The organism is Domibacillus aminovorans (genome assembly GCF_001643235.1).
In the GTDB taxonomy this organism is placed as follows: Bacteria; Bacillota; Bacilli; order Bacillales; family Domibacillaceae; genus Domibacillus; species Domibacillus aminovorans.
In genome coordinates, this window is the sequence record NZ_LQWY01000012.1 from 113,891 (window position 1) to 137,179 (window position 23,289).

25 protein-coding genes are annotated in these 23,289 nt (G+C 43.2%); 1 reads left to right on the forward strand and 24 read right to left on the reverse strand.

The window, feature by feature from the left end:
• Positions 1 to 24: 24 nt before the first annotated feature.
• The 19 genes from lepB to AWH49_RS05785 form a co-directional block, all read right to left on the reverse strand.
• Positions 25 to 564, reverse strand: coding sequence for a signal peptidase I (lepB, locus tag AWH49_RS05695; RefSeq protein ID WP_018392327.1), 540 nt, complete (start codon positions 562 to 564; stop codon positions 25 to 27).
• Between the two features lie 98 nt (positions 565 to 662).
• A complete protein-coding gene (rplS, locus tag AWH49_RS05700) occupies positions 663 to 1,010 on the reverse strand; it encodes a 50S ribosomal protein L19 (protein WP_018392326.1) in 348 nt (115 codons plus the stop codon).
• A 127-nt stretch (positions 1,011 to 1,137) separates the two neighbouring features.
• Positions 1,138 to 1,878, reverse strand: a complete 741-nt coding sequence (gene trmD, locus AWH49_RS05705; RefSeq protein WP_063964942.1) for a tRNA (guanosine(37)-N1)-methyltransferase TrmD — start codon at positions 1,876 to 1,878, stop codon at positions 1,138 to 1,140.
• Positions 1,875 to 2,393, reverse strand: a complete 519-nt coding sequence (rimM, locus tag AWH49_RS05710) for a ribosome maturation factor RimM (protein WP_063964943.1) — start codon at positions 2,391 to 2,393, stop codon at positions 1,875 to 1,877. Before rimM ends, trmD begins: the two co-directional genes overlap by 4 nt.
• Before the next feature lie 5 nt (positions 2,394 to 2,398).
• On the reverse strand, positions 2,399 to 2,788 hold the full coding sequence (locus tag AWH49_RS05715) for a YlqD family protein (RefSeq protein ID WP_063964944.1): 390 nt from the start codon (positions 2,786 to 2,788) through the stop codon (positions 2,399 to 2,401).
• 82 nt (positions 2,789 to 2,870) lie between these two features.
• Entirely contained in the window at positions 2,871 to 3,143 is a 273-nt protein-coding gene (rpsP, locus tag AWH49_RS05720) for a 30S ribosomal protein S16 (RefSeq protein WP_018392322.1), read from the reverse strand.
• Positions 3,144 to 3,355: 212 nt separating this feature from the next.
• Positions 3,356 to 4,705 carry a signal recognition particle protein gene (gene ffh, locus AWH49_RS05725; protein ID WP_018392321.1) on the reverse strand — a complete coding sequence of 450 codons (1,350 nt, stop codon included), beginning with the start codon at positions 4,703 to 4,705 and terminating at the stop codon, positions 3,356 to 3,358.
• A gap of 12 nt (positions 4,706 to 4,717) precedes the next feature.
• Positions 4,718 to 5,032, reverse strand: coding sequence for a putative DNA-binding protein (locus AWH49_RS05730; RefSeq protein WP_018392320.1), 315 nt, complete (start codon positions 5,030 to 5,032; stop codon positions 4,718 to 4,720).
• Between the two features lie 102 nt (positions 5,033 to 5,134).
• Positions 5,135 to 6,154, reverse strand: a complete 1,020-nt coding sequence (gene ftsY / locus AWH49_RS05735) for a signal recognition particle-docking protein FtsY (RefSeq protein ID WP_018392319.1) — start codon at positions 6,152 to 6,154, stop codon at positions 5,135 to 5,137.
• 21 nt (positions 6,155 to 6,175) lie between these two features.
• On the reverse strand, positions 6,176 to 9,736 hold the full coding sequence (smc, locus tag AWH49_RS05740) for a chromosome segregation protein SMC (protein ID WP_063964945.1): 3,561 nt from the start codon (positions 9,734 to 9,736) through the stop codon (positions 6,176 to 6,178).
• 17 nt (positions 9,737 to 9,753) lie between these two features.
• Positions 9,754 to 10,488: a ribonuclease III gene (gene rnc, locus AWH49_RS05745; RefSeq protein WP_034285574.1), complete on the reverse strand. Its 735-nt coding sequence runs from the start codon at positions 10,486 to 10,488 to the stop codon at positions 9,754 to 9,756.
• 117 nt (positions 10,489 to 10,605) lie between these two features.
• Positions 10,606 to 10,839 carry an acyl carrier protein gene (acpP, locus tag AWH49_RS05750; protein WP_018392316.1) on the reverse strand — a complete coding sequence of 78 codons (234 nt, stop codon included), beginning with the start codon at positions 10,837 to 10,839 and terminating at the stop codon, positions 10,606 to 10,608.
• A 60-nt stretch (positions 10,840 to 10,899) separates the two neighbouring features.
• Positions 10,900 to 11,643: a 3-oxoacyl-[acyl-carrier-protein] reductase gene (gene fabG, locus AWH49_RS05755; protein WP_063964946.1), complete on the reverse strand. Its 744-nt coding sequence runs from the start codon at positions 11,641 to 11,643 to the stop codon at positions 10,900 to 10,902.
• Complete coding sequence (gene fabD, locus AWH49_RS05760; RefSeq protein ID WP_018392314.1) at positions 11,640 to 12,587, reverse strand: ACP S-malonyltransferase; 948 nt, start codon at positions 12,585 to 12,587, stop codon at positions 11,640 to 11,642. The genes fabG and fabD overlap by 4 nt, the downstream gene beginning before the upstream one ends.
• A complete protein-coding gene (plsX, locus tag AWH49_RS05765) occupies positions 12,587 to 13,588 on the reverse strand; it encodes a phosphate acyltransferase PlsX (RefSeq protein ID WP_063964947.1) in 1,002 nt (333 codons plus the stop codon). The genes fabD and plsX overlap by 1 nt, the downstream gene beginning before the upstream one ends.
• Positions 13,572 to 14,162: a transcription factor FapR gene (gene fapR / locus AWH49_RS05770; RefSeq protein ID WP_063964948.1), complete on the reverse strand. Its 591-nt coding sequence runs from the start codon at positions 14,160 to 14,162 to the stop codon at positions 13,572 to 13,574. The genes plsX and fapR overlap by 17 nt, the downstream gene beginning before the upstream one ends.
• Before the next feature lie 91 nt (positions 14,163 to 14,253).
• Positions 14,254 to 16,311 (reverse strand): ATP-dependent DNA helicase RecG, encoded by a 2,058-nt coding sequence (recG, locus tag AWH49_RS05775; protein WP_082862690.1) that lies wholly within the window; start codon positions 16,309 to 16,311, stop codon positions 14,254 to 14,256.
• Positions 16,312 to 16,368: 57 nt separating this feature from the next.
• Positions 16,369 to 18,033, reverse strand: coding sequence for a DAK2 domain-containing protein (locus AWH49_RS05780; RefSeq protein ID WP_063964949.1), 1,665 nt, complete (start codon positions 18,031 to 18,033; stop codon positions 16,369 to 16,371).
• Positions 18,034 to 18,050: 17 nt separating this feature from the next.
• A complete protein-coding gene (locus AWH49_RS05785; RefSeq protein ID WP_063964950.1) occupies positions 18,051 to 18,413 on the reverse strand; it encodes an Asp23/Gls24 family envelope stress response protein in 363 nt (120 codons plus the stop codon).
• A 224-nt stretch (positions 18,414 to 18,637) separates the two neighbouring features.
• On the opposite strand from AWH49_RS05785, the gene rpmB reads away from it, so the two are divergent.
• The gene (gene rpmB / locus AWH49_RS05790; protein WP_045850130.1) at positions 18,638 to 18,826 is read left to right on the forward strand and encodes a 50S ribosomal protein L28; all 189 of its coding nucleotides are present in this window, start codon (positions 18,638 to 18,640) and stop codon (positions 18,824 to 18,826) included.
• A 56-nt stretch (positions 18,827 to 18,882) separates the two neighbouring features.
• On the opposite strand, the gene spoVM is transcribed toward rpmB, so the two are convergent.
• The 5 genes from spoVM to AWH49_RS05815 all read right to left on the reverse strand — a co-directional run bounded on the left by spoVM (position 18,883) and on the right by AWH49_RS05815 (position 23,284).
• Entirely contained in the window at positions 18,883 to 18,966 is an 84-nt protein-coding gene (gene spoVM / locus AWH49_RS21190) for a stage V sporulation protein SpoVM (protein ID WP_034285583.1), read from the reverse strand.
• Complete coding sequence (locus AWH49_RS05800; protein ID WP_063965040.1) at positions 18,963 to 19,625, reverse strand: thiamine diphosphokinase; 663 nt, start codon at positions 19,623 to 19,625, stop codon at positions 18,963 to 18,965. The genes spoVM and AWH49_RS05800 overlap by 4 nt, the downstream gene beginning before the upstream one ends.
• A gap of 79 nt (positions 19,626 to 19,704) precedes the next feature.
• Entirely contained in the window at positions 19,705 to 20,580 is an 876-nt protein-coding gene (gene rsgA, locus AWH49_RS05805; RefSeq protein ID WP_063964951.1) for a ribosome small subunit-dependent GTPase A, read from the reverse strand.
• An 11-nt stretch (positions 20,581 to 20,591) separates the two neighbouring features.
• On the reverse strand, positions 20,592 to 22,526 hold the full coding sequence (gene pknB, locus AWH49_RS05810; RefSeq protein WP_063964952.1) for a Stk1 family PASTA domain-containing Ser/Thr kinase: 1,935 nt from the start codon (positions 22,524 to 22,526) through the stop codon (positions 20,592 to 20,594).
• A gap of 5 nt (positions 22,527 to 22,531) precedes the next feature.
• A complete protein-coding gene (locus AWH49_RS05815) occupies positions 22,532 to 23,284 on the reverse strand; it encodes a Stp1/IreP family PP2C-type Ser/Thr phosphatase (protein ID WP_094777144.1) in 753 nt (250 codons plus the stop codon).
• Positions 23,285 to 23,289: the final 5 nt, after the last annotated feature.

A 23,289-nucleotide genomic window follows, 5' to 3' on the forward strand; every position in this document is an offset into this window, starting at 1 on the left:
CCATCCTTTCTATCCTTTTACCTTTTAATCAACGATACGGATCTGGTCAAATGGCCAATAAACAAATTTCGTTTCTCCAACGATTTTATCTATTTTAACCGTCCCGATATGCCGACCGTCTTTACTAAAACGACGGTTGTCACCAAGTACAAATATTTCACCGTCCGGCACTGTTTCCTGTCCGGTTATTTCAGCAAGTGTAAAATCCGGTGTGAGGGGACCGTCTGTTACTTCGCTTTTGTATTCATTTAAATATGGTTCATCCAGTGCTTTACCGTTTACATATAAAACATCGTCTATATATTCGACTGTGTCGCCTGGAAGTCCGATTACTCGTTTGATGTAATCTTTATTTTCAGGCGCGTGAAAAACGACGATATCAAAGCGGTCCGGGTTGCTCATTTTATTCACAATCATCCGGTCGCCGCTCTCAAGCGTCGGCATCATAGATAGACCGTCCACAACAATCGGCGCAAATATAAAGTATCGAATAAGAGCTGCCATGCCGACTGCGATGAGCAGTGCTTTCGTCCATTCCCAAAATTCATTTTTCCCTTCTGTCATGCTCGATAACACCTCCATACAAAGTACAATTATCATATCATGCAACCGGCAAAATCTGAAAGAAAAAGGAGCCTGCAGGCAGACTCCTTTTAATACGCTTAGTATCTGATTTCTTTAATGCGGGCTGCTTTACCACGCAGATTGCGCAAGTAGTACAATTTCGCACGACGAACTTTACCGCGGCGCATTACTTCAATTTTTGCGATTTTTGGTGTATGAAGCGGGAATGCACGCTCAACGCCCACGCCGTAAGAAATCTTACGAACTGTAAATGTTTCGCTTACGCCGCCGCCGCGACGCTTGATTACAACGCCTTCATATACTTGAATACGCTCACGTGTACCCTCAACGACTTTAACGTGTACGCGTACAGTGTCTCCCGGACGGAAAGATGGGAGATCAGAACGAAGCTGCTCCTGAGTTAATTCTTGAATCAATTTGTTCATTTTGTTTTCCTCTCCTTCTAACAAATGCTCATACCCGCGCATATCGGCGGCAGCGGAACACCGTTTTAATGTAGTTATGCACTTTTGCACACTACACGCGAAATTTTATCATATTATTTTGCATAGATCAAGTTGTATTTTTCATTTTCCATGAATCAATTAACTGTTTTTCTTCTTCTGTTAACGGGTAATGATCAAACAGATCTGGACGGCGTTCCCACGTGCGCTTCAGCGATTGCTCCCGCCGCCATTCGTCGATATGACGATGATTGCCCGATGTTAAGACATCTGGTACTTTCATCCCTCTAAAATCTGCGGGACGTGTGTAATGAGGGTGTTCGAGCAGCCCCGAAGAAAATGAATCCTGCACAGCAGAATCATCATTGCCAAGTACACCGGGTAAAAGCCGTACAATGCTGTCTGCGACGACCATTGCGCCAAGCTCTCCCCCCGTTAACACGTAGTCGCCAATGGAAATCTCATCCGTCACAAGATGCGTACGAACCCGTTCATCATATCCTTCGTAATGGCCGCACAAAAAAATGAGATGCTCTTCACGTGCAAGTTCTTCTGCTTTCTTTTGTGTATAACGTTCGCCCTGTGGACACATTAAAATGATGCGCGGAGCCGTTTCTGCTTCTTCTTTCAGCGCCTCTACTGCATCAAATAGCGGCTGTGGCTTCAATACCATGCCCGCACCGCCCCCATACGGATAATCATCAACAACTTTATGTTTTCCGTCCGCATAGTCACGGAAATTAACAGCGCGAAACGATACTTTTTCTTTATCCGCTGCTTTCTTCATAATGGATGATGAAAAAACGCCGTGAAACATTTCCGGAAACAGCGTCAATACATCGATTTTCATTCGAGCAGCCCGTCCATCGGGTCAATAATAATGACTTTTTCATCTGGATCAACAGACTTCACGACGTCATCAATATACGGAATATACGCATCATCTCCACCGATTCGGCTGACGACCCAGACGTCATTTGCGCCAGGTGTAAGCACTTCTTTCACCTGTCCAATAACGTCACCGTCAACGGTTCTTACTTCACAACCGACAATTTCATGAAAATAGAATTCACCTTCATCGAGATCACCGAGCTGATCTTCATGTACTTTTAAAACTGAGCCTTTAAACGGTTCAACAAGTTGGATTGATGTATAATTTTCAAACGTCAGCAAGTCAAATGTTTTATGTTTGCGGTGTGCATCAATCGTAACTGGAATGCCCTCTTTGCCGCCTTCTTTAAAAATAGAAAGGGTACTGCCTTTTTTATATCGTTCTTCTGGAAAATCGGTGAGAGACAGCACCCTTACTTCGCCGCGCAGTCCATGCGTATTGACGATTTTTCCAACGTTATACCATTTACTCATATCATTCACCTCTGCGTGCGGATTTCAATAATAACACCATCTTTTACAACAATTGTATCACCGTCTCCTCCATCAAAACGGTCGCCTGGCTTTACTTCAACAACAGATTGAATATCACGTTCCTTCAATTCGGTTCCCATCGGCAGCTGATCCAGTTGGCTCATTTGAAATTCAATTACCGAAATTTTCTCCTGACGCTGATCAATTTCCTGTTGAAATCGTGCAGCAACATCCACCTGTTTCAATCCCGCACGTTCCGCTTTTTTCTTTTCAAAAAGAAGCTGCGCGGTTTCTCGTTCCAGCTGGCGCATTCGACTTTCATAGTCATACATTCGGTCCTTCTTTAACGTTTCCGTTACGACTTGAACGATTGATACTGTTTGTAAAATGTGCACATTCACCGCTCCTTTTCATGGAACAAAAATGGCAATTCCCCAAAAGAATCCTTCTTTTGGGGAATTGTCGTCTCGCAATGAATTACTTGCTGTATTTTGCATTATGGAATTTTTCCATGATGCCTTCGTTTGAGAACAAGTTACGAACAGTGTCAGACGGTTTCGCGCCGTCTTGCATCCATTTAAGCGCAAGTTCTTCGTTAATTTTTACTTCCGCCGGTTTTGTTACCGGATTGTACGTGCCGATTGTTTCGATTTGACGGCCATCACGCGGTGAACGAGCGTCTGCTACTACGATACGATAGAATGGGGATCTTTTTGAACCCATACGTTTTAAACGAATTTTTACTGCCATGCTAATAAGCACCTCCGAAATAGTTTCACACAAGATAGAATAATACCAAATAGTTAAAGTGTTGTAAAGTGTTTTTTCTTTACAAGGCTCATAGAAAGTAAATCATGAAGGCGTTGCGGCCCGATACCATGCTTTTTAGCCTTCGAACCTTGAATAAATTACGTTAGTCTGTCTTTTTGCTTGTCACTCCAGAGCAGTCGGCTCCGTTTTTCTTACATAAACGGTAATTTTGGCATGCCGCCTTTTTTCTTGCCTTTTTGCTGCATAGCGGACATTTGCTTCATCATTTTTTTCATGTCTTCAAATTGCTTAAGAAGACGATTTACTTCCTGGATCGATGTGCCGCTGCCTGTTGCAATTCGTTTACGGCGTCCTGAATTAATAATCTCCGGTTGCTGCTTTTCCTCACGTGTCATTGAACGAATAATGGCTTCAACGCGGCCGATTTGTTTTTCATCGACTTGCACGTTATTAAGACCTTTCATTTTGTTCGCACCTGGAAGCATTTTTAAAATTTCATCAAGCGGACCCATGGAACGCACCTGTCCGAGTTGATCGAGAAAATCGTCAAATGTGAACGACATCGTCCGCATTTTTTGCTCGAGCTCTCTCGCTTTCGATTCATCGACATTCGTCTGTGCTTTTTCAATAAGTGTCAGCACATCACCCATACCGAGAATACGTGAAGCCATACGTTCTGGGTGAAACGACTCTAGCGCATCGAGCTTTTCGCCCATCCCAATAAACTTAATCGGTTTTCCAGTGACAGCACGAATAGACAGCGCTGCACCACCACGCGTATCACCATCCAATTTTGTCAGCACGACGCCCGTAATGCCAAGCTGTTCATTAAAGCTTTCAGCTACGTTTACAGCATCTTGTCCAGTCATTGAATCAACAACAAGGAAAATTTCTTCCGGCGTAGAAAGCTCTTTAATTTGTTTCAGTTCATCCATGAGCGTCTCATCAATGTGAAGACGGCCCGCCGTATCGATTAAGATGTAATCAAGATGCTCATCTTTCGCTTTTTGAATCGCCTGCTTCGCGATCTCAACTGGGCTTACTTGATCACCTAGTGAAAAAACAGGCATATCCAGCTGTTTTCCGAGCGTTTCGAGCTGTTTAATTGCCGCCGGACGATAAATATCCGCCGCGACTAAAAGTGGCTTCCGATTGTACTTTTTACGGAGCAGATTGGCGAGTTTTCCGGTTGTCGTCGTTTTACCAGCACCTTGCAAACCAACCATCATGATGACCGTCGGCGGCCGTTTTGACGTACCGATTCGGCTTTCTTCACCGCCCATCAGTTCAGTCAGTTCTTCTTTTACAACTTTAATGACCTGTTGACCTGGTGTTAAGCTTTTCATGACTTCCTGGCCGACAGACCGCTCACTTACTTTTTTAACGAATTCTTTCACAACTTTAAAGTTAACATCCGCCTCGAGTAACGCCAGACGCACTTCACGCATCATTTCTTTCACATCGGCTTCAGATACTTTCCCTTTGCCGCGAATTTTCTGCATCGTTCCTTGCAGCCGTTCGGCCAATCCTTCAAACGCCATCATGCAGTCCCCCTATTCGAGTTCCTCAAGCGCCAGAACGAGCGGCAAGGAGTGCGCATCTGCACATTCCTTTAGCTGCTCGATCAGTTCTTTGCGCTGCTGGAATTTATTTAGCAGCTTTAATTTCGCTTCATATTCTTCAAGCATCGCTTCTGTGCGTTTTATATTGTCATAAACTGCTTGACGGCTCACTCCATACTCTTCAGCAATTTCGCCGAGCGAGTAATCATCCAGGTAATATAAGGACATATAGCTGCGCTGCTTGTCGGTCAGAAGCATCTGATAAAAATCGGACAGATAATTCATCCGCATCGTTTTTTCAAGCATGGCCGTCCTCTCCTTCGTTAAGTGAAAAACCTTTACACCAAAATAGTGTACCTGCTTCTTCCTCTTCTGTCAAGAAAGATGAAAACCAGGTTCGACTTCCTTTTATTCGCTTGCTTCGTCGTTGTTTTTATCTTCCTTTTCTTCAAATGCCTGTGCAAATAATCCATATGCATATTTCTCAGCATTAAACGGCTGCAAGTCATCTATTTTTTCACCAAGTCCGACGAATTTTACCGGAACACCAAGCTCTTTGCGGATAGCAAGTACGATGCCGCCTTTCGCGGTGCCATCTAGCTTCGTCAACACAATACCTGATACATCTGTCGCTTCTTTAAACGTTTTCGCCTGAATCAGCGCATTTTGACCAGTCGTTGCATCCACGACAAGCAATACTTCATGCGGAGCGCTAGGAATTTCTCGTTCGATGACACGCTTCACCTTTTGTAATTCATTCATTAAATTTACTTTGTTTTGCAAACGTCCCGCCGTGTCACAAAGTAAAATATCTGCACCGCGTGATTTTGCTGCACGAACAGCATCATACATGACAGCTGCCGGATCCGAACCTTCCGTCTGTTTAATGACATCAACGCCGGTGCGTTCTCCCCACACTTCCAGCTGTTCGATTGCACCCGCACGGAATGTATCGCCTGCTGCAAGCATCACTTTTTTACCGTCTGATTTAAATGTATGCGCAAGTTTGCCAATCGTCGTCGTTTTGCCGACACCGTTTACCCCGACAAACAAAATAACAGTCAGTTCTCCATCTTGAATGTTCAAATCAGACTCGACTTCTTCACTACCTGAATAAATATCAACAAACTTTTCAGTAATGATTTCGCGGATCGCTGTCGGGTCGTTCGTGTTGCGGCGCTTCACTTCCAATTTCAGTTCATCAATCAATTCCATCACCGTATCGAAACCAACATCAGCTCCAATTAAAATTTCTTCCAGTTCTTCAAAGAAATCTTCATCGATTTTCCGGTAACGGGCGATTAAATTATTTACTTTTGCTGCAAATCCAGTCCGCGTTTTCGCTAAGCCTTCCTCATATTTTTCCGTTGTTTGTTCTTGTTCTGCTGAACCGGAAAATTTGTCTTTTAATTTTTTAAAAAAGCTCATTTATTTCATTCCTTTCACAAATTAAATAGACGCAGCCGCTTCTTCAAGACGGACAGATACGAGACTTGACACGCCCGACTCCTGCATTGCTACGCCGTACAGCGCATCTGCTTCTTCCATTGTCTGCTTCCGATGCGTAATAACGATAAACTGCGTATTTTCGCTAAACTGTTTTAAATAGCGGCTGAACCGATGTGCATTTACTTCATCGAGCGCTGCTTCTACTTCATCAAGAATGCAAAATGGTACAGGACGCACACGTAAGATCGCAAATAACAGCGCAATCGCTGTGAGTGCCCGTTCACCGCCTGAAAGCAAACTTAAATGCTGCAATTTTTTCCCTGGAGGCATGGCCGAAATATCAACACCGGAATGAAGAATATTTTTCGGATCCGTTAATTTTAGCTCTGCCCGGCCGCCGCCAAATAGCTGTGTAAAGGCTGGCTGAAATTCCGCCTTAATCGCATCAAATGTTTCCGCAAAACGCCGCGTCATTTCTATGTCCATCTCATCCATAACATCACGCAATGTTGCTTTTGCCTCTTCAAGATCTGTTTTCTGATCACACAAAAAAGTTACACGGGCAAATGTCGTCTCATATTCTTCAATCGCACCAATATTTACTTCGCCGAGTTCTTCAATCGTTTTTTTTATTAACCGTATGTGTCGTTTCGCTTCATCAAGCGGGCTGTTGAGCGGATAATCACGCTGCGCTTCTTCAAAGGTAAGCGAATAATACTCATTTAGTTTTTGCAGAAGTGAATCCATTTCCATTTCAAGACGGGCGATTTTCACATCATGCTCGCGCAGTGCTTCAGATAGTCCTTTTAACAGGCGGCGGGACTCGGTTAATGATTTTGTTTTTTGTTCAAGTTCTGCCGTTTTTTTCAAACGTGTTGATTTTATTCGGGCAATCTCTTTGACAGTCCGATCTTTTTCAGCTGACCGTTCTTCTGACTGTCGGGCAAGTGTTACACCTGTTGTACCGCTGTTGCTTTGTTCACTCTGAATAAACGAACGCTCTTCTAAAAGCTGTTCATACATTTCTTCTACATCTGTCCATTCCGAAAGAAGACGGGTTTCCTGCTCTTTTTTATAGTCAAGCTGTTCACTCAATACCGCGATTTTCGGACGAAGTACATTCAATTCCACTGCGAGATTTTCACGCTCAGCAGAGGCTGATTTCCGCTTTGATTCAAGTGAAGCTATTTGACGATCAAGTGATTGAATAGACTCTTGTTCTTCTTTCAGCGTTAATTCCACTTCTTTTTTTCTTTTTTGCAGAAAAGTTTTTTCATCATCAAACTCCCGTTTTTCTGCATCATATACAGCTAAACGATCATTGATGGACTGTTCGTTAAATGACCATTCCAATAGCTGGTTTTTCACTTCCTGCAATGACTGTCGGTACATTTCACCCGTTTCTTCCAGCTTCTGCACATGTTGATCTTGCTCAGCAGAACGAATTTGCAAAGATTTTACGTCTTGTTCAGCGGATGCCGTTTTTCGCTCCATCGCTTCGATCTGGCTGTTTAATGTATCGAGTTCATTTTTCCGCCCAATTAACGATACGCCCGTTTTTTTCACAGAGCCGCCTGTCATTGAACCGCCTGCATTCACAACATCACCGTCTACAGTTACAATACGGTAACGTTGATTTATTTTGCGGGCAATATGATTTGCTTCTTCAAGTGAAGCTGCAATAATAACATTTCCAAGCAAATGACCAGCTGCCCTGGCATATTGCTCATCGTAATCAGCAAGTTCATTCGCTGTACCGAGAAATCCTTTTTCCTGGCGAATGGTTGACAGTATATGATCCGGAAGTGTTTTTTCTTTCACCGTCGAAAGCGGTAAAAATGTCGCTCTTCCGTATTTGTTTTTTTTCAAAAATGCAATCGCTGCGCGCGCAGACTGCTCGTCTGTCACAAAAATATGCTGCAGTGCACCGCCAAGAGCGGTTTCGATCGCTAGTTCATATTCTTTCGGGACACGGATCAGTTCAGCAGCAGCACCGATTACGCCAAGCAGCCGATTGTTTTTTTCTTTTAATACTTCTTTTACACCAGAATAAAAACCGGCATACTCATTTTCTAGCGACGACAGCAAATCACGGCGTGACAATGCTTCCTGCAAAATTTGATACGCTTTATATAGAGCAGTGCGTCGTTTTTCGATTGTTTCTTTTGCGGCATCACGTTCTTTTTTTGCTTCTCTATAATAAGCGTTATGCTCATTCAGTTTCTGTTCGGCTGCTACCCGTGCTTGCTCAAGCTTCTGTTTTTCTTTTTCAAGTAATTCGCGTTCGTGCAAGTATTGATTATTGCTACCGCCAAGACGGGTTAATCGTAATGTAAGCCGCTCGAACTGCCGATCAATCTCACGCAGCTCATTTTTCGCTGCCGCTGCGCGATTTAAATGATCAATGTAGTCTGATTTTAACGATTCCAGTTTTTCTTCAGTATTTTCGGAAAAAGCTTGAAAAAGTGTCTCTTTTTCTATTGCTTCACGCTTTAGCTTTTCAAGTTCTTCTCTCTTTAATTTTGCAAGTTTGCTTGCTTCTTCTCTTGATGCTTTCAAAGATACACGTTTTCGCTCTGCTTCTTCGATTGATTTTGCCAGTCGTTCTTCGTTGTATGATGCATTTTTTAGACGCTCATCCATAAGCCGGCGTTTTCCTTCAATTTTTTCAAGTGATTCAATAATGATAAGTAAATTTTGCTGAGCAGCCTCTTCCTGTTCACCAAGCTGCTTCAAATCCTGTTCCATAGTTTTCATTAATGTCTCAGAAGATTCTACTTGTTCGGACAATCCGGCCGCCTTTTGTTCATTTCGCTTTTTTTCTTCTTTTTGATGTTCCCATTCCGCATGAGATTGGGCGATATCATGTGCCCATACTCCCGCCTCAATTTCTTTTAACTCAGCTTTTTTCTCCAAATAATCTCTGGCCGCAGACGCCTGCATTTCAAGCGGTTCGACCCGTTGTTCAAGTTCATGCAAAATATCGTTCACGCGGCTTACATTCTCTTCTGTTTCCTTAAGTTTTTGTTCTGCCTGTTTTTTACGCGTTTTATACTTCAACACCCCAGCTGCTTCTTCAAAAATCGACCGTCTTTCTTCCGGACGACTGTTCAAAATCTCATCAACGCGGCCTTGTCCAATAATTGAAAAGGCACCACGTCCGAGACCTGAATCCATAAATAATTCAATAATATCTTTCAGACGACAGCTTTGCTTATTAATAAAATAATCGCTGTCGCCGTTCCGATTTACGCGGCGCATGATGCTTACTTCGCTGTAATCCAGCGGCAGCGCACCATCCTTGTTATCAAGCGTAATCGTAACAGCAGCTTCGTTCAATTTCCTTCTTGAATCACTGCCGGAAAAAATGACATCTTCCATTCTCCCTCCGCGTAAACTTTTCGCCGATTGTTCGCCAAGCACCCAGCGAATGGCTTCCGTAATGTTACTTTTACCGGAACCGTTTGGGCCGACAACCGCGGTTACGCCAGGCATAAATTCGAGTGACACCTTTCCAGCAAATGATTTAAATCCCGCAATATCCAGCTTTTTCAGGATCATGCCTATCCACCTGTCTTCTAATTCGATTGTTGTTTTATGTTTTCTAGCGCCATTTGCGCCGCAAACTGTTCTGCTTCTTTTTTCGATCGGCCTGCACCACGGCCAAGCACTGTTCCATTTAGTGACACTTCAGTGACAAATTCTTTATGATGCGCTGGACCTTTTTCTTCTAAAATGCAGTACGTGGGTGCTCCTTTTAATTCACGCTGTACATATTCCTGCAACTGGCTTTTAAAATCCATCACATGAGAAAAAGCACCGGCGCTGATTTTAGGAAAGACAACCCGTTCTAAAAATGGAATAACAGCTTCCATTCCCTGATCTAAATAAAGCGCACCGACAAAGGATTCAAATACATCGGCTAGAAGAGCTGGACGCATTCTTCCGCCGGTCATTTCTTCTCCTTTTCCAAGTAAAATGAGCTTGCCAAATTCAAGTTCATTTGCAAACGTGACAAGTGACGGTTCACAGACGACAGCTGCACGTAATTTCGTCAATTCCCCTTCAGACATGACCGGATATGTTTTATATAAAAATTGCGATACGGTCAGTTCTAGTACAGCATCCCCAAGAAATTCGAGCCGCTCATTGTCTTCGTATGGTTTTCTCCGATGCTCATTCACATATGATGAATGGGTAAATGCTTGTTTTAATAATGATTCGTTTTGAAAACGGATATCCATGGTTTCTTGAAATTGTTCAAATTCCATATCTTTCCGTTCGGAATAACGCTCCCGATTTGTTTTCTTCATTGATGTTCCTCCGAAAAGTTAAAATACATACAAAAACAGTTTAGCTGAAAAAAATGCATAGCGCAAAGACAATTGAAAAAGCAGACCCGCACTAGCGGATCTGCCATTAATGGACGATTAGTTTTTGCTGTTTATGTATGTTACAGCGTCGCCTACCGTCGTAATTTTTTCCGCGTCATCATCGGAAATTTCTACATCAAATTCGTCTTCCAGCTCCATAACAAGCTCAACAACGTCAAGAGAATCCGCACCAAGATCTTCCTTGAATTTCGCATCAAGGTTAACCTGTGATTCTTCCACGCCTAGACGATCGACGATAATTTTCGTTACACGTTCTAATACATCTGCCACTATGATTCACCTCCCTTCAATGTATTATAGTCGATTTGCAGTCTTAGAACACGTCTTTTCTTACATTGCCATGCCGCCATCGACACCAATGACCTGGCCCGTAATATATTTAGCCCCATTACTCGCTAAAAATGCAGCCGCAGCCGCGATATCTTCCACTTCACCAAGCGTGCCTAGCGGGATTTGCCCAATTAACTGCTCTTTTGCTTCAATTGGCAGTTCATCGGTCATATCTGTTGCAATAAAGCCTGGTGCAATTGCATTGACGGTAATACCCCGCGCTGCTAGTTCACGTGCTGACGCTTTCGTCAAACCAATCACTCCTGCTTTGGCTGCTGTGTAGTTTGCTTGACCCGCATTGCCGATTCGGCCGACTACAGAAGATATGTTAATAATTCGGCCGCTCCGCTGTTTCATCATCTGACGTGTCACCGCTTTTGTACAAAGGAATACACCTTTTAAATTCGTATCAATAACATCATCCCACTCTTGCTCTTTCATACGCATAAGTAAGTTATCACGCGTGATGCCTGCATTGTTGACCAGAATATCAAGACGGCCGAATTGATCCACTGTTTCTTTCACCATTGACTGAACAGCATCGCTATCGGAAATATCGCACTGAATGATGAATGACCGACGGCCCATCGCTTTAATTTCTTCTGAAACGTCCCTTGCTTTTTGTTCATTGCCTGCATAGTTAATCACTACATCAGCGCCGAGTCGCGCTAGTTCAAGCGCAATCGCTTTACCAATTCCACGTGATGCACCGGTGACAAGTGCTATTTTTCCATCAAGATTCATTTTGCTTCCTCCTTCAGCGCCGCCGCTGTTTTCATAATCGATTCCTCATCGCTCACCGCAAACGTACGCACGCGGCGATTTACTTTTTTTATTAATCCCGATAGCACTGTACCTGAACCAATTTCAATAAACGTATCTACGCCTTCGTTCAATAGTGCATTTACGCTGTCTTCCCATAAAACAGGTGAATAAAGCTGGCGAACGAGATTTTCTTTAATCGTTTCCGCATCTGTCACAGGTTTCGCATCGACATTGGCCATAACCGGTACTTTGCTCGATTGAATGTTTGCAGCATCAAGCACTGCACGCAATTTTTCGGCCGCTGGTTTCATAAACGGAGAATGGAATGGACCACTGACGTTAAGTGGAATAACCCGCTTAGCGCCTTTTTCTTTTAATCGTTCTGACGCTTTTTCAACGCCTTCTTTTGAACCAGAAATGACAATTTGGCCCGGACAGTTAAAATTCGCTGCAGCCACAACAGCACCGCTGTTTGAGATTTCTTTCATCACTTCTTCAAGTGAATCGCGGTCCATACCGAGGACTGCTGCCATTGCACCGAGACCTGCTGGGACTGCTTCTTCCATCAACTTCCCGCGCTGATGGACAGCAACGACAGCTTTTTCAAATGTAATAGCACCTGCTGCTGCAAGGGCGGTATATTCACCAAGACTGTGACCTGCTGTAAAGTCCGGTACAATACCAACCGTTTCAAAGCGTCTTAATACGGCCATACTCGTTGCTAAAAGAGCTGGCTGTGCATTTGTTGTTAACGTTAGCTGCTCATCTGGACCATTAAACATAATATCCGTTAACGAATACCCGAGTTTTTCGTCTGCTTGATCGAGCATCGCGCGGATGTCTTCATGCTGATCCGCAAGTGATTTCCCCATTCCAACCGTTTGTGATCCTTGTCCCGGAAAAACAAAAGCAATTTTCCCCATTAGTTTGAATCTTCCTTCCTACTGGAAATTTGTGTTTCAATAATTGCTGGTACGTTTGATTTCGCCATTTTATATGCCTGCTCAATCGCATGAAAAAATGCATTTGCATCCGATGAACCGTGCGCTTTAATAACAGGTGCTTTTAAGCCAAAAAGGCCGGCACCGCCATATTCTGCATAATCCATTTTGTTTTTCAATTTGCGCAGCTCATCTTTTAACAAAACAGCACCGACTTTTGATTTTGTTGAAGAGGTGAAAGCCGTTTTTAACATCGAGAAAACAGATAGCGCTGTTCCTTCGATTGTTTTTAATACCATGTTGCCTGTGAACCCATCTGTTACGACAACGTCAGCCACTCCATTCAGCAAATCACGTGATTCAACGTTGCCGATAAAGTTAAGATCATCTGCTTCACTTAAAAGAGCAAAAGCGGCTTTCGTCAATTCGTTCCCTTTTTTCTCTTCTGTACCGATATTCAGCAAACCGACGCGCGGATGGTCAATGCCCCGCACTTTTTCCGCATAAACAGAGCCCATAACAGCATATTGAAGCAAGTGCTCTGGTTTTGCATCCGAATTAGCACCCGCATCAAGTAGGACGAATCCTTGACCGTCAATTGTCGGCAAAGTTGGGGCAAGTGCAGGCCGTTCAATACCATCTATACGGCTAATGATGAAAAGCCCTGCAGCCATTAACGCTCCTGTATTACCGGCGGATACACATGCCGAAGCTTCATTATTGGCGATCGCCGATGCCATCATTACAAGCGATGACTCCCTCTTCCTGCGAACAGCCCGAACCGGCTCGTCAGTGCCTAGAATAACATCTGGTGCATGAATAACTTCCACTCGGCTATTCACGTCTAAATATGTACATATTTTCTGTTCATCTCCGAACACGATTAATTCGAGTTCTGGTATTTGCTTCAATGCCCGATTCACCCCAAGAATGATTTGCTCCGGTGCATTGTCGCCGCCCATTGCATCAATTGCCAGTTTCATCTTGGCCCTCCTTATCTGGTAACGGCGCGCGGAACATGGAGAATTCTCCACGGAAAACAAGTTCGCTGCCGACAAAACTTGATACTTTCACTATTGTTTGCAATTTTTCCGTGCGGATCACTTTCGCTTTTGCCACAATGCGCTCGCCTTCTCTTACCGGACGTGTAAACTGGATATCTGCTTTTCTCGTCAGCGCCATTTCGTCATTAATAACGGCAACAGCAAGGGAATTTGCCTGAGCGAATAAGTGATGACCACGCGCAATGCCATTTCGTGTAAATACATGTTCTTTTTTTACATCGAAAATCGAAATCGCACTTTTATCAAGTTCAATGTCAATAATATCACCGATTACTTCTTCAATCGGAAGAGATCTCACTTCATCATCCATGTTTCGTTCTGCTACGTATTTTATTCGTTCACGCAATTCAGGAATCGATAGCTCCATCCGGTCAAGTCGGATCGTTTGGACACTGACATGAAATTGACCCGCCAGCTCTTCATCGGTCACAAAAGGATTAGCCTGAATCGTTTCCTGAAGATGTTCCTGCCGCTCTTTTTTTGTTCTTCTCATTTTATTTGCCACCATCCATCCGATATTAGGACTAGGTACTAAAGTTAGTATAGAGACAACAAAAAAAGAATGCAAGGATAATCTTGCATTCTTAGTCAAGCTTTTCATCAGACAGTACACCCGATTCTGTTAACATAGCCCGTAAAAGATGATATTCATCGCCTGTCCAAAATGATGGAGAGCCAATGAATGTCTTTGCATCTTCCCGTGCTGTCTCAAGCGCCCGATAGTCATGAACCATATCGGCCATTTTAAATTCAGGCAATCCACTTTGCTTTCGACCGAAAAAATCGCCCGGTCCGCGTAGCTCTAAATCTTTTTCACTGAGGACAAATCCATCATTTGTTTCCGTCATGGCAGTCATCCGCTCTTTTCCTGTTTCCGATTTTGGATCCGCAATAAGCATACAATACGACTGCTCGGATCCGCGTCCAACACGTCCTCGCAGCTGATGAAGCTGCGACAAACCAAATCGTTCCGCATCATATATAATCATCACCGTCGCGTTTGGTACATTTACACCGACTTCAACGACCGTCGTTGATACAAGTATGTTCAATTCATTGGCACTGAATGATTTCATGACCGCCTCTTTTTCATCGCCCGACAGACGGCCGTGCATGAGGCCAACTGTAAATTTCCCATCATAATAACTGCTTAATTGTGCATGAACGTCGAGTGCATTTTGAAAATCAAGCTTTTCTGATTCTTCAATGAGCGGACAGATAACATAGGCCTGTCTCCCTTTGCTCAATTCTTTTTCGGTAAAATCAAGTACGCGGCCAAGCATTTCTTCTTTCGCCCAATATGTTTCGATCGCTTTTCGCCCTGCCGGCATTTCGTTAATAATCGACACGTCCATTTCACCAAATACAGTAATCGCAAGTGTTCTCGGAATCGGTGTGGCTGTCATAAACAACACATCTGGATTTTTCCCTTTCGCCCGCAAAACGCGGCGCTGGTTAACACCGAAGCGATGCTGTTCATCCGTGATAACCAGACCTAGATTGTGAAACAAAACGTCATCTTGAATGAGCGCATGCGTTCCAATTAAAATATCGATCTCCCCCGAAGCAAGTGCCTCAAGAAGTGCCCTCCGTTTTTTCCCTTTGACTGTTCCCGTTAAAAGAGCTGTATGAATGCCGAATGATTCAAGCATATCATGAAGCGATTTTGCATGCTGCTCGGCTAAAATTTCCGTTGGGACCATAAGTGCTCCCTGATAACCTGCTGTGACAGAAGCGTACAATGCCAGTGTCGCCACAGCTGTTTTACCGCTTCCCACATCTCCTTGCAAGAGCCGGTTCATTCGATAAGGTGATTTCATATCTGCACAAATTTCATTCACCGCTTTTTTCTGCGCATTCGTCAGTTCAAATGGCAAAGAATCAATCAATTTTTTTAATTTGGCGAGATCGTATTTTTGTACAATGCCACCCGATTGCTCACGGATCACTTTGCGGAGTGCCTGCATTTTCAATTGAAAATAAAAAAATTCTTCATAGACAAAACGACGCCGGGCTTGTTTCATTTCTTCCTGTGATTCTGGGAAATGAAGCGCCCTGATCGCCTCTTTCCGTTCCATAAGCCGGTATTTTTGCAGAAGATCCGCTGGCAATGTTTCTTCAATGTATAAACCATATAACTCAATGGCCTGCAAAACCAATTTACGAAATAATTTAAGCGGAATGGCATTTCTTAGCAAATAAACTGCTTCAAAATCCGTCTCGCGTTTGTACTGTCCCACTTCAAGTACTTGACCAGATAACGCCAGACGATGGCGATCCCATTTCCCGGTCACTGTTACTGTATCGCCGATACCCGCTTTTTTCTTTAAATATGGCTGATTAAAAAACGTAACATTAATTACATGCGAACCAGAAAGCATCTTAAATGTGAGTCGTGATTTCTTTTTTCCATAGTACATGACAGACGGCTCTGTTTGAATCGTTCCTTCAATTGTCACTTTCTCGTCATGTGCGGCATCGGACGGGCTTTTTAAACGCGTATCATCATACCGGGCTGGCACGAATTCCATTAAATCACCGACCGTTAATACACCAATACTTGCAAGTGACATCTCCGTTTCTTTTCCCGCTCCATTTAAAACACTTACCGGCAGCTGTAACGGTGATTCGGCTTTATTCACATCATTCCCCCCTTTCTAAAAATAAGAAAAAGAGAGAGATCTCTCCCTCTCTCACTATTATTCAATCGAGAAAATAAACGGATAAAGCGGCTGCTGCCCGTTATGGATTTCCACTTCAGTATCGGGAAACTTCTCCTTAATATAAGATACGACTTGCTCGACTTCTATCTCCGTTGCATCCTGTCCATAAATGACGGTCACAATTTCTGATTCATCGTCGAGAAGAGTCTCAAGAAGTTCTGTCACAGCTGTCATTTTATTTTGATTTGTCACTGTAATTTTTCCTTCTGCAAGCCCTATAAAGTCGTTTTTCTTAATGTCAATACCATCGATGCTCGTATCGCGGACGGCATATGTGATCTGTCCTGTCTTCACATAGCCGGCAGCGCTTGTCATCGCACTTTTATTCGTCTGCTCGTCTCCATCCGGATTAAAAGCGAGCAGTGCTGCAAGACCTTGAGGAACCGTTTTTGTCGGTATAACGATAACACTTGCTCCAGATATCTCTGCTGCTTGTTCTGCTGCCATAACAATATTTTTATTATTTGGTAATAGGATGACGTGATCCGCATGAGAATCATGAATGGCTTTTACGATATCTTCCGTTGATGGATTCATCGTTTGTCCGCCTTCGATGACAAATGTAGCACCGATGCTTTTAAACAGTTCTGCAACACCTGCGCCCATTGCGACAGTAACGACACCATAACGGGCTTTTTCTGCTCGTTTTGGTTCTTTAACGGATCCCCCTGTAATAGCACTATGCTGTTCACGCATATTTTCAATTTTCATATTGATTAAACTGCCATATTTTTGTCCAACTGTCAGTACGTCACCCGGATACTCTGCATGAATGTGCACTTTCACCATTTCATCATCTGAAATGACGAGCAGTGAGTCTCCATATTCACTTAATTCATCACGGAATCCTTCTTCTGAAAACGGATGTTTTGCTAGTCTTTCATCATCAAACTTCACCATAAATTCCGTGCAATAGCCGAATTCAATGTCTTTTGTATTCATAAAGCTTTGAACGCTTTTATGATGTTCAGCACTGACAATGTCTGTGAAATCTTGACGCGTCGAGAGCGCTGTCGGAAGTGCTTCTCCTTTTAATTCAGCAAGGAATCCTTCGTACACAAGCAGAAGTCCCTGACCGCCGCTGTCGACAACACCGACTTCTTTTAATACAGGCAAAAGATCAGGCGTCCGATTTAACGAAGCCTGTCCCTCTTCTACAAGCGCTTCGACAATAGCGACAATATTTGTTTCGGTCTGCGCTGTCGCTACTGCTTTTTTCGCCGCATCTTTAGCAACGGTTAAAATCGTTCCTTCAACCGGTTTCATGACCGCTTTATACGCTGTCTGAACGCCAGCTTCAAAGGCAACAGCCAATTCAATGGCTGTTACTTCCTGTTTACCCGCAACCGCTTTTGAAAACCCGCGGAACAGCTGCGATAAAATCACACCCGAGTTTCCACGCGCCCCCATTAAAAGCCCTTTTGCGAGCGCTTCCGCTGTTTTGCCAAAGTGCATTTGTTTGTTTTGTTCCGTTTCTTTTGCTCCAGACGTCATAGACAAATTCATATTTGTTCCTGTATCTCCGTCTGGAACCGGGAAAACGTTCAGCGCATCCACCATTGCAGCATTCGCTGATAGATGCTGTGCACCGGCTTGTACCATCTTAGCCAGCCTAGCCCCGTCCAATGAATTAATCACCACGAAGTTTCCTCCTTATACTAAGAGCTCGTTACCCGCACACCCTGTACAAAAATATTAACAGACTCAACCGAAAGACCGACTGTTTTATTAAGTGTATATTTGACTTTTGATTGAACATTGCTTGCCACTTCTGAAATTTTCGTTCCATAGCTGACGATAATATACATATCGATAAACACTTGATCTTCTTCCTGGCGAACAATGACACCACGCGTAAAGTTTTCACGGCGCAAAATTTCAGTAATACCATCTTTCAACTGCTTTTTCGATGCCATTCCGACAATTCCATAGCAATCCACTGCTGCACCACCGGCAATCATCCCAATAACTTCATTTGAGATATCAATGTGTCCAAGTTCTGTTTTTAATTCAATCGTCACGAAAAGTCCCTCCTTGCGAATCGAACTATTGTCATTTTACTATACTTATATATATGTTCACAACTTACTAACCAAGATAGATCGGCTTTTTCACTGTCAAGGTTTTTTTCTTGAAAGACTTTGTTTAAGTAGTTGCATTCGTTATGTTATTATGATAAATTATTTAAGTGTCTTGCAAATATAAAATAGACTATATGAATCCTGAACAGTAAGGAGTGAATAAAATGCCAAAAAAATGTGTAATCTCTGGCCGTAAAGCACGTACTGGAAACAATCGTTCACACGCGATGAATTCAAGCAAACGTACATGGGGAGCTAACCTGCAAAAAGTTCGCATCCTCGTAGACGGTAAACCGAAACGTGTATGGGTTTCCGCTCGTGCGCTTAAATCTGGAAAAGTTGAACGTGTTTAATTTTTCATAATAAAAAAGCACCTGTGCACAGTTCATACACCATGCACAGGTGCTTTTTATTTGTTCTTTTTCCCTGCAGATAAGACCATTCGAATCATCCCACCTACAAATTTTGGTAGCTTTAATGTATAAAATTTCAACGGTTCATCCCCCCGTCAATACTTCTTATAACCATTAATATGCCTGAACGGAATGAAAAGACCGCTTTTTTTTCGATTATTTCATTGCTCACACACCTAGATGAACCGCTTTTTAGCAAATGATTTACAAGCGGGTATTTAAACCCTTTAAGTGTCAATTCTTCCACTTTTTCGTTCATTGCAAAAAACGAATAATAATGCTCGTTTTCTGCTGCTTCTACTTCTATCCGCCCTGGTTTATATAATGCAATGTGGTTGTAACGGTCAATAATCGCAACAGTTGTTCCTTCGTTCATTACTTCGTCTTTCATAAGAAGCGTCACAGCACCGAAAAAGTGATCAAGCCGCCCGCCCGTCACACCGTAAAGATGGATTGCATCCGGCTTCTTACTAATAGCATACGTTAGTGCAATTTCTAAATCCGTTTCATCTTTTTCAGCAGGAAACTGGACATGATCAGGAACAGCATTGACAATTTTTTGCTTTTCTTTATCAGAAACTGAATCGAAATCACCGAGTGCTTTCATCGGTGTGATCCCACGGTCCAGTAAATAAAGCGCTCCACGGTCCACTCCGATCCATACAGTGCCCCTTACATCTAATAACTGCAAATCCGGCAGTTCCTGCTCCGGCCCGCCGGCGACAATGCGGATAATCATGCGTTTTTTGCTGCTGAGCAAATGTTTTTAATCGCAGCTCCTCGATCTTCTTTATTGTGAATAGTTTTGATCATCACAACTAATACCTCGGCTTTCTCTCTTTAATTTCCTCGATAAATTGCAAATAATGATCGTAACGGTACGATGGAATGTCGCCATCCTCTACCGCTTTTTTGATCGCACATTTTGGCTCATTCACATGAATGCAGCCTCGGAATTTACATGCGTTACTCCTTTCTGCCATTTCTGGAAAGCAAGAAGACAACTCCTCTACTTCAATTCCATCAAAATCCAGCGAACTGAATCCAGGTGTATCAGCGACTAGTCCGCCTGCTGCTAGAATGAGTTCCACATGACGAGTCGTATGCTTGCCCCGGCCGAGCGAATTAGATATTTCATCTGTTTTCAAGTGCAGATCCGGACGAATCGCATTCAACAAAGATGATTTACCGACACCCGACTGGCCGGCAAAAACAGACGTTTTTCCTTTTAAGTAATCACCAAGTGCTTCCAGGCCATTGAACGTTTCAGAGGATGTCTCGATCACGGTGTAACCAATATGCCGATAATTTGACACATAATGTGCCAGTTCATCTACTTTATTTAGCAAATCCGTTTTCGTAATACAAATAATCGGTTCAATATCTTTTGATTCAATAAGCACGAGAAAACGATCTAAAAGTGTTGTACTAAACGCAGGCTCCATTGCTGAAAAAACGAGCACCGCCTGATCAATATTCGCTATAGGGGGACGGGGAAGTTCGTTTTTGCGCTCTTCAATCGACAAAACATATCCTTCTTTATCATTTTCTGCTTCATATTCTACATAATCACCGACGAGCGGCGTAATATTCTGTTTCCGGAATATCCCCCGCCCTCGGCATTGAATGATGTTTTCTTCGTTTAGAACATAGTAAAAGCCGCTCAACGCTTTAATAATTTTGCCTTCTGGCATGAAGCACCACCTTATTCATTTTCTTCTTCCGGGAATAAAATCGATTCGTCCATAATGACAATTTGGTCACGAATGACTTTATATCCCGCTTTCGTTCCTTTTTCAATGACAAATTCAAGCGTTCGCTCTGTATCTTCAGTAATTAAAAACTTCTCATATGGTTCAGTCATGCTATGGTCGATATCTTCAATGTAAATCTGCACTTCTTGCGTTTCACCTTCTGTTTCCGGCTCATAAGGAATTACAATGTCTTTTCTAACCGTCTTGGGTGGAATTTCTTCCGGTCCTTTTGATAAAGTAACTTTGACCGTGCTGCCCGGTGCAACTTCACTACCTGCCTGTGGTATTTGTGTCAACACCTGTCCTGCATCGACTGTATCTGAATATTCTTCTCCCGCAATATCGATGATAATACCAGCAGAGTCCGCATAGTCTTCAAGACTTTTTTTGTTGTAGTCTGTCAAATCAATGAGGATAACATTTGCAAGACCAGCGCTTACAGTTAATTCTACATCTACTTCTTCCGGAATAACTTTTTCACCAGCTTCAGGATTTTGTTCCAGCACGGTTCCTGCTTCACTTTCATCATGAGCCATTTCTACATCCACATTTCGAAATCCCGCTTCTTCCAACAATTCGCGTGTTTCTTCCAATGTCTTTCCCACGTAATCTGTCATTTCCACTTGCTCTTTGCCCGCAGACACGTACAAGTCCACCGTGCTATCTTCCTTCACAGTTTCACCAGCCGCAGGATTCGTATAGATCACTTCTCCTTCTGCAACATGCGCATTGAATTCTTCATGCGTTTCTCCGACAATGAGCCCTGCTGTGACGAGTTTAGATGCCGCAGCATCCAGTCTGTCCTCTGTTGTATCAGGTACTTCAATATCTTTCGGCGCTGTCAAAATCGGCCAGATAATCACTGCGGCTATCGCGATTAACAAGAGTACGGCAAGAAACCATGGCCACTTTTTGCGTTTTTTCTTTAGGTTTGGTTTCTCCGTCTTTTCTTCCGGCACTGGTGTAGCCATTATTCGTTCCAGAGGTTTTGGTATAACAATCGGAATTGACTTCGTCTCTTCATCATCTTCATCTGGTATAGTAAATTTCTCTTCACGAAGGCGATAGTCTTCCAATGCAGTGGATAGGTCTACTTCCATTTCCTCTGTATTCGCATATCGGTGAAACGGATCTTTCGCCGTCGCATGGAGCACGATATTTTCAATACTTTGTGGAATCGTTGGGTATAATTGCTTTACAGACGGTGTCTCAGATTGCAAATGCTTTAAAGCAATGGAGACAGCTGACTCCCCTGAAAAAGGAAGCCTTCCTGTTAACAACTCGTACATCACAATACCAAGAGCGTATATGTCGGACTTTTTGGTTGCCATTCCGCCCCTTGCTTGCTCTGGGGAAATGTAATGAACAGAGCCAAGAACCGTGTTGGTCTGTGTAATCGACGTTGCACTCATCGCCATCGCAATACCGAAATCGGTCATTTTCACCGTGCCATCATGGTCGATTAACATATTATGTGGTTTTACATCCCTGTGAATAATCGAGTGCTGATGTGCGAATGCCACCGCTGCCGTCATCTGCTTCATAATATCGATTACTTTTTCATATGGAAGAGGTGAATATTGCTGAATATATTCTTTTAACGTCATACCATCTACATATTCCATCACAATAAAATTGACATTGTCTTCTTCTCCGATGTCGTAAATACTGACAATATTCTGATGAATAAGACTTGACGCAGCTTGAGCTTCTCGTTGAAACCGGCGCAAAAACTCATCTTCTCCGACAAAATCAAAACGAAGCACTTTAATGGCCACATCGCGGTCTAATATGATATCCCGGGCAAGATAGACATGAGCCATACCGCCGCCGCCAATCATCCGTTCAATTTTATAGCGGCCACTTAAGCGTTTTCCAATTAACATTCCACTCATCCGCTTTCACTGCCCGCACACTGTTCGAGAATCACAACGGTAATATTGTCTTCCCCACCATTTTCATTGGCCATCTGAATGAGTGTATCCGCTTTTAGCGGCAGCGAATCCGCAGATTGAAGAACATGTTGCATATGAGTGGTCGTCACTTTATTAGACAAACCATCTGAGCATAGAAGCAAATAATCTTCTTCTTCGAACATAATCGTCCGGTAATCAACAATTAGTTTTTCATCTGTACCTAGTGCACGTGTCAACACATTTTTTTTCGGATGATTTTCCGCGTCTTCACGTGTGATCTCTCCAGATTTCACAAGTTCATTGACAAGTGAATGGTCTTCCGTTACTTGCGTAAAACCACTTTCACTTTGCAAATAGCACCGGCTGTCGCCGATGCTTGCAATGGTGCAAAATTTCTCTGTACATAATGCAGCAACAAGCGTTGTTCCCATACCACTGCATTCAGAATGTTCATTTGCATGATTCAAAATATCCTTATTAACGACTAAAATAATTGATTTCAGCCATTCAACTGCATCATCGGATGATTTAATAGTTGATGCCGACGTGTTCCAGGCACGCTCCATCGCTTCAATCGTCATCCGGCTCGCAATATCACCTGCGTTGTGACCGCCCATCCCATCTGCTACTACTGCTAAACAAAGATGATCTCCATGATAAAACACGCCACCATGATCTTCATTATGAGCGCGAACACGGCCTCTGTCCGTTTGAAATACAGCATTCACACTGA

What these genes read in the sequence shown, in the direction of transcription:
- pknB (WP_063964952.1), bottom strand. Translation starts at nt 22,526, where the DNA reads ATGTTAATTGGAAAACGCTTAAGTGGCCGCTATAAAATTGAACGGATG.
- lepB (WP_018392327.1), bottom strand. Translation starts at nt 564, where the DNA reads ATGACAGAAGGGAAAAATGAATTTTGGGAATGGACGAAAGCACTGCTC.
- smc (WP_063964945.1), bottom strand. Translation starts at nt 9,736, where the DNA reads ATGATCCTGAAAAAGCTGGATATTGCGGGATTTAAATCATTTGCTGGA.
- rsgA (WP_063964951.1), bottom strand. Translation starts at nt 20,580, where the DNA reads ATGCCAGAAGGCAAAATTATTAAAGCGTTGAGCGGCTTTTACTATGTT.
- trmD (WP_063964942.1), bottom strand. Translation starts at nt 1,878, where the DNA reads ATGAAAATCGATGTATTGACGCTGTTTCCGGAAATGTTTCACGGCGTT.
- fapR (WP_063964948.1), bottom strand. Translation starts at nt 14,162, where the DNA reads ATGAGAAGAACAAAAAAAGAGCGGCAGGAACATCTTCAGGAAACGATT.
- rnc (WP_034285574.1), bottom strand. Translation starts at nt 10,488, where the DNA reads ATGAAGAAAACAAATCGGGAGCGTTATTCCGAACGGAAAGATATGGAA.
- ffh (WP_018392321.1), bottom strand. Translation starts at nt 4,705, where the DNA reads ATGGCGTTTGAAGGATTGGCCGAACGGCTGCAAGGAACGATGCAGAAA.
- fabG (WP_063964946.1), bottom strand. Translation starts at nt 11,643, where the DNA reads ATGAATCTTGATGGAAAAATAGCACTTGTCACCGGTGCATCACGTGGA.
- plsX (WP_063964947.1), bottom strand. Translation starts at nt 13,588, where the DNA reads ATGAAACTGGCAATTGATGCAATGGGCGGCGACAATGCACCGGAGCAA.
- rimM (WP_063964943.1), bottom strand. Translation starts at nt 2,393, where the DNA reads ATGAGTAAATGGTATAACGTTGGAAAAATCGTCAATACGCATGGACTG.
- AWH49_RS05800 (WP_063965040.1), bottom strand. Translation starts at nt 19,625, where the DNA reads ATGATTATCCGCATTGTCGCCGGCGGGCCGGAGCAGGAACTGCCGGAT.
- fabD (WP_018392314.1), bottom strand. Translation starts at nt 12,587, where the DNA reads ATGGGGAAAATTGCTTTTGTTTTTCCGGGACAAGGATCACAAACGGTT.
- rpsP (WP_018392322.1), bottom strand. Translation starts at nt 3,143, where the DNA reads ATGGCAGTAAAAATTCGTTTAAAACGTATGGGTTCAAAAAGATCCCCA.
- ftsY (WP_018392319.1), bottom strand. Translation starts at nt 6,154, where the DNA reads ATGAGCTTTTTTAAAAAATTAAAAGACAAATTTTCCGGTTCAGCAGAA.
- rplS (WP_018392326.1), bottom strand. Translation starts at nt 1,010, where the DNA reads ATGAACAAATTGATTCAAGAATTAACTCAGGAGCAGCTTCGTTCTGAT.
- AWH49_RS05730 (WP_018392320.1), bottom strand. Translation starts at nt 5,032, where the DNA reads ATGCTTGAAAAAACGATGCGGATGAATTATCTGTCCGATTTTTATCAG.
- rpmB (WP_045850130.1), top strand. Translation starts at nt 18,638, where the DNA reads ATGCCAAAAAAATGTGTAATCTCTGGCCGTAAAGCACGTACTGGAAAC.